General features: G+C 41.1%; 12 protein-coding genes and 1 pseudogene. 4 read left to right on the top strand and 9 right to left on the bottom strand.

From position 1 onward, the window contains the following. A partial coding sequence (locus tag PSF16_RS13875) for a hypothetical protein (protein WP_272689448.1) occupies positions 1 to 206 on the top strand: 206 nt, incomplete at its 5' end. A 151-nt stretch (positions 207 to 357) separates the two neighbouring features. Here the strand turns inward: PSF16_RS13875 and PSF16_RS13880 are convergent. The 9 genes from PSF16_RS13880 to PSF16_RS13920 form a co-directional block, all read right to left on the bottom strand. Continuing rightward, complete coding sequence (locus PSF16_RS13880) at positions 358 to 1206, bottom strand: helix-turn-helix domain-containing protein (RefSeq protein WP_272689449.1); 849 nt, start codon at positions 1204 to 1206, stop codon at positions 358 to 360. A 385-nt stretch (positions 1207 to 1591) separates the two neighbouring features. Further along, a complete protein-coding gene (locus PSF16_RS13885; protein WP_006663358.1) occupies positions 1592 to 2818 on the bottom strand; it encodes an SGNH/GDSL hydrolase family protein in 1227 nt (408 codons plus the stop codon). Further along, positions 2769 to 3953, bottom strand: coding sequence for an SGNH/GDSL hydrolase family protein (locus PSF16_RS13890; RefSeq protein WP_036974072.1), 1185 nt, complete (start codon positions 3951 to 3953; stop codon positions 2769 to 2771). The genes PSF16_RS13885 and PSF16_RS13890 overlap by 50 nt, the downstream gene beginning before the upstream one ends. Then, positions 3940 to 5358 (bottom strand): MBOAT family O-acyltransferase, encoded by a 1419-nt coding sequence (locus PSF16_RS13895; protein ID WP_272689450.1) that lies wholly within the window; start codon positions 5356 to 5358, stop codon positions 3940 to 3942. The genes PSF16_RS13890 and PSF16_RS13895 overlap by 14 nt, the downstream gene beginning before the upstream one ends. Positions 5359 to 5732: 374 nt before the next feature. Then, positions 5733 to 6533, bottom strand: coding sequence for a protein bax (locus tag PSF16_RS13900; RefSeq protein ID WP_272689451.1), 801 nt, complete (start codon positions 6531 to 6533; stop codon positions 5733 to 5735). 469 nt (positions 6534 to 7002) lie between these two features. Further along, positions 7003 to 8154, bottom strand: coding sequence for a DUF4056 domain-containing protein (locus tag PSF16_RS13905; protein WP_006663354.1), 1152 nt, complete (start codon positions 8152 to 8154; stop codon positions 7003 to 7005). Further along, the gene (locus PSF16_RS13910; protein ID WP_272689452.1) at positions 8154 to 9299 is read right to left on the bottom strand and encodes a BamA/TamA family outer membrane protein; all 1146 of its coding nucleotides are present in this window, start codon (positions 9297 to 9299) and stop codon (positions 8154 to 8156) included. The genes PSF16_RS13905 and PSF16_RS13910 overlap by 1 nt, the downstream gene beginning before the upstream one ends. Beyond that, positions 9299 to 10294 (bottom strand): hypothetical protein, encoded by a 996-nt coding sequence (locus PSF16_RS13915; protein WP_272689453.1) that lies wholly within the window; start codon positions 10292 to 10294, stop codon positions 9299 to 9301. The genes PSF16_RS13910 and PSF16_RS13915 overlap by 1 nt, the downstream gene beginning before the upstream one ends. 257 nt (positions 10295 to 10551) lie before the next feature. Beyond that, positions 10552 to 10734 (bottom strand): hypothetical protein, encoded by a 183-nt coding sequence (locus tag PSF16_RS13920; RefSeq protein WP_006663351.1) that lies wholly within the window; start codon positions 10732 to 10734, stop codon positions 10552 to 10554. 252 nt (positions 10735 to 10986) lie between these two features. On the opposite strand from PSF16_RS13920, the pseudogene PSF16_RS13925 reads away from it, so the two are divergent. From PSF16_RS13925 to dcuC, 3 genes and pseudogenes are all read left to right on the top strand, one after another. After that, a pseudogene (locus tag PSF16_RS13925) lies at positions 10987 to 12443 on the top strand (DUF4026 domain-containing protein). Positions 12444 to 12494: 51 nt separating this feature from the next. Further along, a complete protein-coding gene (locus PSF16_RS13930) occupies positions 12495 to 12953 on the top strand; it encodes a regulatory protein RecX (RefSeq protein ID WP_006658238.1) in 459 nt (152 codons plus the stop codon). Positions 12954 to 13232: 279 nt separating this feature from the next. Beyond that, positions 13233 to 14591 (top strand): anaerobic C4-dicarboxylate transporter DcuC, encoded by a 1359-nt coding sequence (gene dcuC / locus PSF16_RS13935; protein ID WP_006658239.1) that lies wholly within the window; start codon positions 13233 to 13235, stop codon positions 14589 to 14591. Positions 14592 to 14811 lie beyond the last annotated feature (220 nt).

The following is a 14811-nucleotide window of genomic DNA, read 5'->3' on the forward strand; positions in this document are numbered from 1 at the left end:
GCGACGTGCTCAGCGAGGGGGATCACGATTACCAATTGACGGTGGCGGATGCGGCGGGGAATCACACTGAGCAGCGCGGCTCACTGACGGTTGATACCCAGAAAACCCCCTCCGGAGTCAATCAGCCTCCGGCAAAGGACCATGTAATGGATGCTATCCCATTAGATATGGTGAGTATGCCTGAAGAGCAAGACAATTATTTTTAATTACCAGTTTACCCTCAGGATAATGCCTAATTTAATGATTAGGCATTATTGATAATAGTGTGTATGTAGGAAAAAAAATTGTCCACCAACAAGCTAAAATGGTGGACAACTTTATGCACGAAAAGCAATGGATAGTGTATTAAGGGCAAAATCAACTTATCGTTACATTGAGAGGTTGACTTTGTTGATAGAAATTCTTAAAGGCTTGAATAAAATGCGGAATATCGTCATAACCTACTTCTTGTGCAATACGAGGCATTGGCATATTGTCGACTTTTGACAGCATCATCGCTTTATTCATCCGCGATGTTAGGCTGATGGTTGAGAAATTAGTGTCTTCACTTGCTAAACGACGTTTTAATGTTGATGTGCTCATGTGTAGCTGTTTAGCGATGAGCTCTAAAGTACAATTTTGTTTTCCTGAGTTGTGATAAATATAATCATAAACTTTGTCTTTAGTTAAAACATTCATGGAAGTTTGTAAGGTAGGATAAAACGTATTTTCAAGTAAGAAAAAGGACAAAACAAAATTCAAATGAATCGCCATTTTATTGTCTACATTCTTTATTTTTGTATCTGTATTCATTTCTAAATGGCGAATCTCTTGGATTGCTGAATAAAAAACTTCCCCTAATATTGGGGTATTCGAAATATCAGTAGTACAAACTTGGTTGTGATAATGTGTTTTTTTCTTTTCTATAAATAATGCGCTATTTTGTTTATAAAAATAATTTAGCATTTCAGCGGATACAGGCATAATATCGAGCGCTATCTTTTCAGAGGCGGCTTTTTTGATGAATTCAATGACCTTACCTTTAGGCAAAAAACAGATGTTGTTGGTCGATAGGTTACACCACTCCCCATTCTCAATCCGCAAACAGATACCACCTTGCTTTACTTTTAATAAAATCGCATTAGAGAGGTAAAAATGATTTTTTATTTCACTGGGTGTTTTTTTGATGTAATTAATTAATGTTTCTTCGCAAAAAACAATCGACATAAGTCAAACCTAAAGAGTATGGGCATAGTAACTTATTTTAAATAAAACCATATATTGCGAGAGTATTTAAAATAAACGTTTTTATTGATAGGGACATCTTAATTGGAATTTTTTTTGTATATTTAACTGGTGGTCGTAAATTTTTATTTTTATAAGCGATGATTTAATTTTTGTGTTGAGGTGAGGTAATGATATGTTATTAAAGATTTTTTTTTGAGAGAAAGGTGTGTTAATTATTGGCGTTATTTTTTATATTTTAAAGTCAGTATTATAGAATATCAAAAATGATGATAAATATATTTAGAAATACGATTTTTCATTAAAAGCGGATAGGGAAATTAACGAGACTCGCGATGAGGGAAAAATGCCCCTCATCGCGATACACTTATTTCAACATCTGATTAAATTGGCTATACAGGGCTTGAGCGCTTTTCTTATAACCATCTGCAGAGAAGTGAACATTGTCTGGGCGAGCTAAGCCTTGAGATGCCCAAGCACGGATAGAGCAGGGCCCTCCCATATTCGCTTGCCAATCCCAAAATAAGGTGTGCTCTTGAGCTGCAATATTCTTTTGAATACGGATCACATCCATCAAATTGACGGGCATTTGAGCATGACACCCAGCAGCGTTACTGAATTTAATGGAATCGCTTGGTCCCACTAACATAATGACAGCATTAGGGGATTGCTGACGAATTTGCTGAATTTTATCTCGCAGATTTTGCTCATATGCCGCGAGGTTCAATGTGTCATTAAAGGCTTCGTTGGTCCCAAAAGCTAAAATAACCATATCCGGTGACATCTGAGCTAACGTCGCGCTCCATTGAGGCTGCCATTTATCCAACATATTGATCGTTGCCCCGTTCAAACCGATTGCAGATAACATGACACCAGGTTTATTTGAACGGACTAACCAGCCACCCACTTTTAGACGACTTGTTGACCCCACAGAGACGGTTGACGGCAATTGAGTATCCACAGGGGCAGAGAATTGCCAGCTATTTCCCGTTGCTGGGAGTGCAACCGTTGGAGAAGATGATGGTGAAACTTGCATCTGGCTACCCGTTGAACTTTGGTATAACGCTTGTAAGCGGTAACCATTTTGGACGGGTTGTAACGGTTTCAGTAATACACTGCTTTTCCCGCTTTGTGGCTCGGCGATCAATCCACCTAATGGGTAATCAACACGCTCATCTTTGCGGCTACTGGAGAGAGACCAGTCGGATTTATCGCTCATGCGATTAATCGTAGCGGTGCGTTGACCTGGTACCGAAATTGGCGGTACAAACCCTGGTCCTGCATCGCCATAACGTTTTTGGAATAAGTTTCTCAGCTCACCAGTAAAAAAATCGGCAGCCGTATGAGAGTCCCCTATCTGGACGATATGGACTTGTTGGTTGCCTTGACGCAACTTAGTGGCGAACTGACTTAAATTGGGTTCACTGTTATTGACCAACTGCCCTTGCTCTGTCGGTGCAGACCAGTTGGGTTGCGATGTTTTACCGCGTTTAGTATCCGGTGTCTGACAAGAGACTAAGCTGAATGACAGCAGTGTTATAACACTAGCTGTGAGTAGCTTGCTCTTGACCTGATTCTGGTTGTTCAGCTTCATGAGGCTCCTTGTCTTCCTCTTCGAAATGGATCAGTGAAAATACGCTTTCGGCAATCATTTGTTGCCCTTTACCACTGAAATGGATCCCATCACCACTGCGCAATTTTATAGCATTGCTACCATCACCAATATAGTCGGAATAGTCGTCATTTTTATATTTAAAGACGTCATTGGCAGAGATGTACATCTCGCCATACTTTGCCACTTCGGTTTGGTAGAGACCACGTAGGAATTTCATACCGTCAGAAAGGGTATTCTTGCGCATATTCGGTGGACCCACCCAAATCACATCCACATGATGTTGGCGCGCGGTGGTAAGAATTTCACTGATACGCGAGCGATAGGTTTGTTCCCATTCTTCACTCTTAAATTTCACATACTTATAGCCGGATTGTGGTGGCATATCCCACGGATCATTTGGACCTAAAAACACCACTAATACTTTGATATTAGGGTTATCATTCAGTGCTTTGGCAATGGTATCTGGCCAGTTAAAAAACTTAGGGTATGCAAGCCCAGTGCTCTGCTTACTTAAGTTAATACTCTCAATATTATACTTTTTCAACAGCATGTTTTTAACATGGGGAGCGACGCCTTGCATCATGGAGTCCCCTGCAAACAGAACCTGATCCCCTGCGGCGATATTCGCGACCTGTTTTTGAACAACGGGTCCTTCCGGTTCTGCAATCGTCACACCCGCAAAGGTACGCCCCTGCATTTTTGAGCGGGCTTGCGGGCGCTTTAATAACTCAGGGAAAGTGACCGACAAACTTTCAGCAGGGTAAATATACCCATTGATAAAGTGTAGCCCGACACGGAAATCTTGTGGAAATACGCGTTTTTCTTGATTGTTAGCCCGTTGAGCAGCGAGTTTATCCTCCGCCGCTTTTTGCCCCGAAGCATGATAGACAAACGTTGAGCCCGCTTCTTGGACGCCATCATGTAACGCGCTTCCGTAATCCCACACAGGGTTTCCGCTTATTTTCGCCCATGGCGTATCTTGGTGATATTTTTGTTGCCAGAATCGTTCTAAGGAGCTTTGGTTTAACCAAATCAGTAATAATCCGGTAATGATGACGATTAACAGCACTTGCCCGGTTTTTTTCAGGTTCTTTTTAAACTCAGAAGTTAGCATAGATAAATCCTGGCATTCCCGAAGGTGAAAGCATAAACATAATCGTTAATACAATGGCTAATGGAATAGGGTAGTAGTACCAAGCGATATCCTGATATTTCTTGGCGATGTATTGATAGCCTTGAACAAAATAAGGATAAGCAAGGAACAAGAGCCAGAATGCAATCAACAAGCCGAGGTTAGCGCTAATCGATGCAATAAACCCAGGTTCAATAAATTGATTGAGCATCACCAGTGCATCATCAAACGAAGAGCTACGGAAGAAAATCCAAGCAAAGCAGACAAAATGGAAAGTCAGAATACGTGCAAGTAATTTAGAAATATGCGCATTCGGAATTAAGTGGGTTCTACCCATTTTTTTCATCAGCTCGGTTTTGATATTGAAAATCACCGTACCGAGACCATGAATTGCGCCCCAAATCACAAACGTCATCGCGGCGCCATGCCATAGACCTGATATCAGCATCGCGGTGAGAACGTTGATATTCTTGCGGACAAAACCTTTTCTACTGCCACCTAATGGAATGTAGATATAGTCCATGATGAAAGTGGATAAGCTGATATGCCAGCGTTTCCAAAAGTCTTGTAAGTTAGTGGCTAAATACGGCGCATTAAAGTTTACAGGAACTCTAAATCCTAAAAGTAGCGCAATCCCCGTGACTAAGTTGGTATAACCGGAGAAGTTAAAATAGATATTCCACGCATAAGCATAGGTGGCAATTAAAATTTCGCCTGCACTGTAGCCAGCAGGGGCATCAAACACGGGATTAACATAGTTTTCAGCAAGATAAGAGCTGAAGAGAAACAGTTTTACCAGTGCTAAGCTAATGAGTAATAGGGCGCGTCGTGAATCGAGAATTACACGGCTTTCTGCTTGGATTTGCGGTAAAAAGTTTTTCGCGCGGTTAATTGGACCTGCCACAATACTTGGGAAAAAAGCCAAATATAATACGACGTCAAAAAAGTCCGCTTTTTCAATTTCCTTGCGACAGACCGAGACAGTATAACTGACGGAATGGAAGGCATAGAACGAGAGCCCTAAAGGTGCAAGGAGTTCCAATATAGGAAGCCCCACACTGAATCCAAATTTATCCAATGTTTGCTGGATAGTTTCTTGGAAGAAGGAATAGTACTTAAATGCGGTGAAGCACCCAATGATCCCTGTGGCTAATAACGTATAAATCCATCGGTTAGATAACCATACCGTTGCCCAGTTGGTGAGGAGATAAATAAATAGAGTGTAGCCGAACAGAATATAAGCAAAATCAGGACTAAAAGAATAGACGAAGAAATAACTTGCTGTAATGAGCAACCCATTCTGTAATTTTGAGCTGGGTTGGCAGCCCCAATAAATAAGAAAGAAAACTAAGAAAGAGCCAAGAAACTCAAATGAGAAGAAATTCATATTAGACTCAAGTGTTATTTGTTATGGGTGACCATAATATTTATTCTTTTTCCCTATGCAATCGGAATTTCATCATATTTCAATTTACTCGTCATACTTCGAATTTTAGGGGTGTTGGCTACGCTCAGCTACCCTAGTCACATACTTATGTATGCTCCTAGGGATATCTTCTCTTGCCGCCTACCTAAAATCCAAATTATTTAGAGTAAATCGGGGATAGGGAAAAATGAGTTATGTAAGACTCAAAGTCTAAGAAGTATAGCCGCGGAGGGGTGGGTTGTCATATTTCGAGCGGATGGGAATAAATGCAAAAAAAATCCACTTTCGAAAAAGTGGATTTTTATATCGTGTACCCGGTGTGTAGATACTAAAAATTAACTGCGAGTCGCTGCTCTTTGTTGAGCTTGTGTAATCAGTTCTTCGTTGCTCGCGTACATCTCTTTCAAATAGCGGTTATATGATGAACCTAACTCTGAGTACCCTTTCATATCGTTAATCAGTTTGATGGAGTCTAATTCATCTTGTGATTGACGCTGTTTTGCACGCGAGTGACGTAAAGACTCATACGCGTTATGGGTATTCATGTTCTTCATATAGGCTGTCACTGTTGCTTCAACAGAAGCATACGTTGAGTAGCCTTTGATCTTTCCTTTGTTAACTTGGCAGCCGCTACCACAGCGCATACCAAATAAATTTCCGTTTTTTAGAGCAAGTTGAGAAGTACCCCAACCGGACTCTGTTGCCGCTTGTGTCGCAACTAAATGCGTTGGCATGATGTCTACACGGCTTAACAGCTTATCCCAATTAATACGTTTTGGGTTGCTGCAACTGATGCCATAACTATCGCAGATCTGGGTTAGGCGACGTAGCTCTTGGGCGCTCCATTTGGTGTTTGCGCGCACGGAAAGCAGCCAGTTACGCTCTTCCATAATCTGTTGATTGACTTTTTCAATCACAGGGACAATCGTTTTCAAAAACGCTTTCTTACGTGGAGTACCAGACGGGTATTTACGCATATCAGGCAGAGGTGTTTCTGCTTGATTTGAGTTTTGTGCCGACTTCAGAGTGAAGTCTTTTTTAAGCATCGTACTGGTAGAGCCAAAACTGAGGCCCGAAAATAAAAGTAAAAATAAGAAAGCGAAGACGGCGTTTGTCCTCATCGTTCGAGAGGGCATTTGCTTCTCCTATGTTTCTCTGAACAAAAATCGAGCGAATGGTAGCAGAATAATTTTTCACGAGCTACCTTTATCCGACTCGCATTAGAAAAATTTCTGTATTTATTTGTCATTAAGTGTTGATTTATTGCAACTAAATGATTTTAGGGTTTGTATATTTACTTTATTTATATTTTTAATGCTTTATTTATCAATTTTTGTTTTTTATTTCAAAAAGGAACTATCTAATTTAAGTCAAATTTGATTATAATTCAAGCAATTGGCAGGTATATAGTAGGGTTATTATGGTTAAAAAGTAATCATTCGGTGGTTTAAATTTTAACCAAAAAGCCCTGTTTCGCATTTTATGAGCAGTGTTGAGTATTAAAAAGACAATATCAAAATGAAAGTTAAGAGTCTAAAATAGTCAAAAAAAGCCCCCTTTTTTGGCTATTGGTCTCCCTATCAAGAAGAATGCTTTACCTGTTTTTTATTCACTCAATAATAACGTTTGTTGTTTTTGATCTTCTATTTTGGCTTTCTCGGCAAGCGCCTCAAAATCACTTACAGTCCAATAAGTTTCAGGAACAGGGAGTTGAGCCATGTTCGTCGTTGGCGCTAAGCGAAATTGCGCGAGATCTGATAATACAAATCCTGCATATTCTGATGGTAAGCTGAGTTTTAACCCTAAGCTTGGTATCGCTTGAGTGGGTAAAAAGGGATATCGGCTGTCCGTGACGTCATAATTACGAGTGAGCACTAAAAACTTATCTGGAACGCGCTTTGCACTATTCCACCAAAGTCCATCGACTTTATCGAATGCATGGCGAGTTTGAGATCGCTCTTGAGCGCCGAGTTGCTTCAAGGCGATAGGAATGAGAGATTCTAAAGATTGTGAGAATATCGCAAGCGATTCAGCACGACCTTGTAAAATCAGTGAGCTTGCCAGCCTTGCTCCTACTAGGTTTGAATATAAGTCTTCAGGTGAAAACGCAGAGATGCCTTCGGAAAATCCGGGGACTGACTGATACCCATACCATTGTGCAATCTCATGCCAAGCCGCTAACTGGAAAGCAAGCTTTGCGGCTAAGTAAGTACTTAACGTGTAGCGTTCAGCGGGTGAGGCGGGTGGTGTAAAGGCTGAGAAATGAATCTGCCGGCTCGCGAGCTCATGATTCAGCGTTAGCGTCCATTCCTCCCCCAGCTTTGGGTAAATTTGGCTAAAGAGATAGAGCGTATAATCGGCGGTATCTCTGACATGGGCAATATCAATAAATCCACCTTCAGTGGTATAAATCAATCCCACTTTTTCTTTACTGATCCCTAATAAATCAGCGGCGGCAGAAAAATAGCTATCATTATAATGATGTTGACCCAGATTATCGGCTTCAACCACATTATCAATGGTATAGAAAGGAACAGGAATGCCAGCCACTTCAGCTTGCAGATCATAACCAAATGCGCAACAGGCTCGCAGTCCTTGAGGCGCGTCTAAGTTTTGTAGTACTGGCCAAGCTTGCTCGGCTTCCTCATGGGAAACTGTCTCTAGATTAATACGAGCGGCAGGCAAGTTCAGCTCTTCGCGAGTTTGACACGCGACGAGCATCAATAATATAGATGAAGTGATTAGCAGCTTAATCATTAGAAAGACTCACCGACTTGGAAATAGACCCCAGTACTGTTACGACCGACACCAAAATCCAGCCGAACATTCATTCGTGGTTTAAATTCAAAACGATAACCTACACCTGCGCTTGGTAACCAGTGACCTGAACCTAATTCAGAAGGGGAATCGCTCATCGTTCCCGTACCTAACCAACCCACAATCCCATGCCGCCAGTCCAATTTATGGCGTAACTCTACTTGGCTGGTAAAAATATTATTGTCCCGATAGCGACCTTCATAGTAGCCCCGCATACGATTACTGTTACCTAATAAAGAAAGCTGGTTCCATGGAACATCCCCAGTCGTAAAACGGGCATAGTTATCAACTGCTACGACAGTTTTTTCTGTGAGCTCATGGTAATAGGCATACTGCAACTGAGTCGCTTGAAAACGGGTATCACTACCAAGGTTCGGTGAAAAATAGGTATAGATGACTTCGAGAGTTTGCCCATGATGTGCGTTGGGCAAAAAGTCTCGGGTATCATAGCTATAATAGGCGCTAACACCAGAACTGATCACCGAACGCCCGCCAACGGACTGCGAAAAGTAAGCTTTTGCCCCTTCATCGGGGTCGCTGGCATTGATCGACGAAAAATTCCATCCCAGTCCCACATAGGTGGCATCGGTTAGCTTATATAAAGCTCTTGGGGTGATTTTAAACTCTTGAGAGTGATATTTTTCTTTATTACCGTCATTTTTACCCGCCGCGTAACCTTTGCCCCAGTAATAAGTTGGAACATTGTTGATGGTACCAGACAAAAATAGTCGCCACTGGTCGTGATCCACAAAGTTATAGTTGGTGAAGTTCAAACCAAATGCGCCAGTAGATGAGGCAAAACCACTTAAACCGATAGAGGAGGGCTGAGTTTCAGTATCTTGTTTATCGAGACGATACAAGCCCACTAAAGCGGTTCCAATACCTAACCCCATTTCAGGGGTATAAAAAGGTCCCGGTAAAACGCCCCAGTCGATAGTTTTGGATTCATCAAAGCTGTTTTCGCCCCCAAGCTCGCTGAGCCAACCATCAATTTGCTCACGTTCAGGAAGGATTTGTGCTTGAGAGGAGAACGCAACAAGAAGGCTGAGCAGTGTCAGCCTATACCCGTGTTTCTGTGGAAACATTAAAAACGGAACTCGCCTGAAATAAAGAAGCTATTACGGTTGTTAAAGCCCACTTCGGTCAGAACGTTAAAGTTACGGGTTAACTCAACGCGAGCCCCGACGGTATTGTTCCGTTTATGCGCAAGGTGTTGTTTAACGTCGAATTTCATTCCAGGATCATCAAGGGCATTAACAAAATCTTGGAAATCAGCAGGAAGATTCAGATTGTTAACATTCCCTTGAAAACGCTGGGTAATATCTTGGTACATAGCACCTGTCCAAATTTGGACTTTGGTATTACCTTGGCCAGCGATAAGTGGGTCAAATGTAAATTCATAACCAATTCGAGGGCTAATGACTAACGCTTTGATATCCCCATCAAGAATATCTAAGTTAGTTTTAGAATAGTTCAAGTCAAAGGTTGTAAAGAAATTATTATATCCACCGGCCAGTGTGAATCCTGCGCCATAGGTTTTACCTTTAAAATCTAAGTCAAATGGCTGACCTTCTAAAAATTTTAATGGCAGTTTTGCAAAACCTAGATCAAAGGTGCCACCATTGAGCTTTGTACGCGATGTGCCTTTAGTATGACCATATAAACCATAAACATTTAAGAATGGAAAAACCCATGAATCGATTCTGAGGGTGTGGCTTTCACTTTTTTCACGTGTATGACCCGCATCAATGCTCAGTGCTTTTGCTGTCTCTGGGTTTTTGGGCATAATAAAGCCAATCGAATCAACTACAATATCTTGTCGCAGGTTCATATAGCTGTAACCAACACCAAAAGGTTCCGGCAGGTCATAACCTCTAGCGCGTGCTTCATCTCCCCAAATAGGCAATACACGGGATTCAGTCGTCGATGAACGTGTGATCCCGCCTTCGCTATTATTTTTAGGGACACCGGATTCACTCATACTTAATGAAAATAGTGGTGTGTCACTATCGGCAAAACTGGCAGGAATTGCCAGACAAGATGAAAAAAGCAGCGCTACGCTGTATTGAATGCGTGTCATCATGGACTCAATGATTAGTAGAATAGAATGAAGAAAATAAAAACTTATCTTAAGTTAATTAATTTACAGTTATCGACAAAAGTTTAGCATATATGGCAATTGATCATATGGCTCATGGTGCTTTTTTTATGATATTTTGCTGCCAAAAATGGAGATTATCAATACGCTAGGTGTGATTGAAATAGTGGGTAAATGTGACTGAGGCGCTAGTGATGGTGCCGAAATTGAGTGTACTTCAGCACCATGAAAGAAAGGTATTATTTGCTGTTTTTCTGATGGAATTGAACACGTTCGTGGAAGTATTCTTTTAAATGCGCTTCCATGCTGTGAATTTTTTGTTCCAGCGCATTAATTAAAACATCATCATTGTTCATATCAAAAACGCGCTTCATTGCGAGGTCATCAATATATTCTTTTTGTTTCTCAGATAAATCAGCCATGCTTAAAACCTCTAGTTTCAAAACCTATATAAGAAAGGGACCAACGATGTTGGCTATGTTGATTCTCATTGTGCCTCAGTGAATACAGGATGAAAAGTGGAATTACGTGGCATCAAATAATGATGATTGGTGTGTTTAGTTCAAATATAAGAAATTAAATACCTATCTGATTGGGTTAAGAATAATCACAATATTCTTACATAATATAAGCTGATATCCTCCGGTGAGATAATAAATAACAGGGAAAAAATAGTGAACAATAAACAACAATACCTTGATATTGCTGCTGGCAATGGAGAAAAAGAAGCCTCGATGATGGTGGCTATTCCTGCGTCAGAGTTAACCTCCCTACACATTGAACAGCGTCTTGAAGAACAAACTTATTTTACTGACGGTGAAATTGATTATCTTCCTGATGAAGATGGCGGCGGCTTTTTCTTTACCTGTAAACGTGGAGAAGAGGATTTACGCTTTTATATCTCTTTAGTCGAAAGTGATCCGGAATACACCATTAACCCTTATTTTGCGACAGATCCTATTAGCCAAGAGCTGTATGCGCAAGCGAGTTCTGCACCACAGGCGGTGGTGGTTGAATGCTTATTCCAAGAAAAACCCTTAGTGAGCTACCTCCAACAACTGAAAATTATCCAAATTTTAGTACCGGATTTATTATTGGGCTTGGATATCTCCGCAGCAGGTAAAGTTTTTACTCGCGAATGGCTTAATTTTCAATTAGTTGATGATTTGATGCCGAGTATTGATTCTTTATATGTGGTACACGCAATTTACGATCATGATGAAAACTCAGAAGATTCAGCACCAACCAAATATTGGTTCCATACACATGGTTTAGCACGTTGTGGTTTATCAGAAGCTGAAATCATTATTCCGCACCCTATTGCATCCTATTACGGGATCCCTGAGTTATTCTGGAGCTTTGTCAATAACAGTATTACCAACGGAAAAATCGACTTTAATGAGCCAATCTTTATTGGGCAAACGCAAACGGGTTATGAATATCTCGTGGCGGTACCTTTTGAAGAGGGGCTGCGACATGTGGGTGAATCCACACCGATTGATAATTTAAAACCACTGGAAGAGATGAATTTTGAATTCGGTGATGCCAACTCTGAGCGTTTTATGGGGGATTGGCACGATCGTGACGAATCTCATCAACACCCTTCGGTGATGTTATTCCGCGTAACCCAAGAAAATCCAACCTTGGAAAGTTTCTTTGAAGGGTATGAAGATCAGCGCGCGATGATGTTTATGCGCACTGATGAAGAGACCGCGGATATGTCTAGCAAGGCGAGACTACGTTGGGAATATTTCACGCACATGCTAGATAATTATGGTCCAAAGCCGGTTGTACCGAAAAAAGGTTTGTTTGCGAAGCTGCTCGGAAAATCGGAAAATCGGAAGAAGAGGAAGAGTCAGAATGGCGCTTCTTAGTCAAATGTGGCATTAGTTACCAAGATGAAGAGGGTGATGAAGGTCACGAGCATATGTGGTTTGAGCCACTGACATGGAAAGGCGACCAATTTGAAGGTTGTTTAATTAACCAACCGTTTTACGTAGAAACCATGGAAGAAGGGGGGGTTTACCCTCTGACTCGTGAAGATATCACGGATTGGACCCTATATTATCAGGACGGCAGCTATACTCCTGATACAATCTACAAACTTCTTAGTGGTGCCCAAGTTCATTAATGCGGATTGGGCACTGAATTTAGTGCCCTTTTTTATGAGCTAAGTGTGATAATGACCCAACCTGAACTGTACCAATACGCCCTATTTCTACTTTCTCGACGCGATTATGGTAAAGCGGAATTATTTGCTCGCATGAAACGCCGTATGTATGAAAAAAATGACGGTATTATTGATGAGCAATTGATTGAAGGGGTGGTAGACAAACTTAGCGAACAGCATTTTCTGGATGATAACCGTGTTGTGTCATTGTTATTGCAAGGGTATGCGCGCAAAGGGTACGGACCTTTGCGTATTAAACAAGAGATGCGCCAAAAAGGATTTACTGAATCGTTGGTCGAACACCATCTTTCTGAGCTTGATGTGGATTGGTTCGAAAAAGCCGCAGACGTTCGTTGTAAAAAATTTGGGGATGACATTCCAACGGATTTCAAAGAGAAAAGTAAGCAAATTCGTTATCTGCAATACCGTGGTTTTTTTGGTGACATGATTTTTGAGCTATTTTCGCGTTAATCTTTGCAGTTAATCCCATGCTGTTTAGATTGTTATTCTCTTGATAATAACCCCCTGTAATATAACTTGGATTTCTATTATTTGACTTTAGTTTAAATAATAAAGGCTTCTGAGTTTCATTTCTTTCTTAGAATAAAAAAATATTATTTTTTTAACTTGTTTTTTTATCTATTTCTAGATTAAAAATATTGCCCAATATGATCATTATCAGTGTATTTCGCTTTTTTTTTAGGCAGAGTACCACCAATAATTACAAAATGAGACAGGCAGGAGAAACACATGATTGAGCTCTTAATAGGCGTAATAGTCGCCGTTGGAGTCGGACGCTATATAATAAAGGGTTACTCAGCAACAGGGGTATTAATGACAGGGGGTATTTTACTCCTGATTATTACCGCTTTGATGGGTAAAAGCATTTTACCAGAATCAGTGAAAGCAACGGGATGGCGTGTTACTGATATTCTGGAATACATTAAATTCTTATTAATGAGCCGAGGTGGTGACCTCGGTATGATGATCATGGTGCTATGTGGGTTTGCTTCTTATATGACGCACATTGGCGCAAATGACGTAGTGGTTAAAATTGCCTCTAAGCCATTAAAAATGATCAACTCGCCTTACTTACTGATGGTTGCCGCTTATATTGTGGCGTGTTTGATGTCACTGGCAGTATCCTCTGCAACGGGCTTAGGGGTGTTATTAATGGCGACCCTATTCCCGGTCATGGTGAATGTCGGGATCAGCCGCGGTGCAGCGGCGGCTATTTGTGCGTCACCTGCAGCAATTATTTTGGCTCCAACTTCAGGGGACGTTATCCTCGCGGCAAAAGCCGCTGAAATGCCACTGATTGATTTTGCCTTCAAAACCACACTACCTATCTCCATCGCAGCGATTATTGCGATGTCGGTAGCTCACTTCTTCTGGCAGCGTTTTCTTGATAGAAAAGAACATGTTAAAACAGAAATGTTGGATGTGAACGAAATTAAAACTCATGCCCCAGGTTTCTACGCCATCTTACCATTCACCCCAATCATTGGTGTTTTGGTGTTTGATGGTAAATGGGCTCCAGAGCTGCATATCGTCACGATTATTGTTGGCTGTATTATTATGGCGGCAGTCATTGAATTCATTCGCAGTTTTAGTGCAAAACATGTCTATGGCGGCTTAGAAGTTTGCTATAGAGGGATGGCGGATGCATTTGCTACCGTTGTGATGCTGTTGGTTGCCGCGGGTGTCTTCGCGCAAGGCTTAAGCACTATCGGCTTTATTAAAGGATTGATCGACTTAGCTCAATCTTTTGGCTCTGGCGCCATTGTCATGATGATTGCGCTGGTGGTTATCACGATGTTAGCGGCGATGACAACAGGTTCAGGGAATGCGCCATTCTACGCATTCGTTGAATTGATCCCGCACTTAGCGAAACAAATGGGGGTTAACCCAGCTTACTTAGTGATTCCAATGTTACAGGCGTCTAACTTAGGTCGTACATTGTCTCCTGTTTCTGGTGTGGTGGTTGCGGTATCGGGGATGGCAAAAATCTCACCATTTGAAGTGGTGAAAAGAACGTCAGTTCCTGTATTAGTTGGGCTTATTGTTGTTGTGATTGCCACTGAGATCTTAGTGCCGGTTTATTTGTAATCAAATAGGGGCATTATCAAATAATATGGCTAGAAATTATTCTGGCCATATTATTATCGATATTTATTTCGATAAAACGTATGTTGAAAAGAAAAAAACACGATATTTTGGTGGGTATTGTTTGGGTGTTTTCAATCAAACGATAAAATTTATTTGCGATTATTAACAAATTGCCATTTTTTAAAACTCAGTTATGAGATCTACACCAAAAAGCCAGAAA

It is taken from the genome of Providencia sp. PROV033 (genome assembly GCF_028484855.1).
Lineage (GTDB): Bacteria > Pseudomonadota > Gammaproteobacteria > Enterobacterales > Enterobacteriaceae > Providencia > Providencia alcalifaciens.

Bases quoted from the DNA above. Each gene is read 5' to 3' on its own strand.
- PSF16_RS13910 (WP_272689452.1), bottom strand. From the start codon at position 9,299: ATGTTTCCACAGAAACACGGGTATAGGCTGACACTGCTCAGCCTTCTT.
- PSF16_RS13915 (WP_272689453.1), bottom strand. From the start codon at position 10,294: ATGACACGCATTCAATACAGCGTAGCGCTGCTTTTTTCATCTTGTCTG.
- PSF16_RS13895 (WP_272689450.1), bottom strand. From the start codon at position 5,358: ATGAATTTCTTCTCATTTGAGTTTCTTGGCTCTTTCTTAGTTTTCTTT.
- PSF16_RS13920 (WP_006663351.1), bottom strand. From the start codon at position 10,734: ATGGCTGATTTATCTGAGAAACAAAAAGAATATATTGATGACCTCGCA.
- PSF16_RS13880 (WP_272689449.1), bottom strand. From the start codon at position 1,206: ATGTCGATTGTTTTTTGCGAAGAAACATTAATTAATTACATCAAAAAA.
- PSF16_RS13905 (WP_006663354.1), bottom strand. From the start codon at position 8,154: ATGATTAAGCTGCTAATCACTTCATCTATATTATTGATGCTCGTCGCG.
- PSF16_RS13890 (WP_036974072.1), bottom strand. From the start codon at position 3,953: ATGCTAACTTCTGAGTTTAAAAAGAACCTGAAAAAAACCGGGCAAGTG.
- dcuC (WP_006658239.1), top strand. From the start codon at position 13,233: ATGATTGAGCTCTTAATAGGCGTAATAGTCGCCGTTGGAGTCGGACGC.
- PSF16_RS13930 (WP_006658238.1), top strand. From the start codon at position 12,495: ATGACCCAACCTGAACTGTACCAATACGCCCTATTTCTACTTTCTCGA.
- PSF16_RS13900 (WP_272689451.1), bottom strand. From the start codon at position 6,533: ATGCCCTCTCGAACGATGAGGACAAACGCCGTCTTCGCTTTCTTATTT.
- PSF16_RS13885 (WP_006663358.1), bottom strand. From the start codon at position 2,818: ATGAAGCTGAACAACCAGAATCAGGTCAAGAGCAAGCTACTCACAGCT.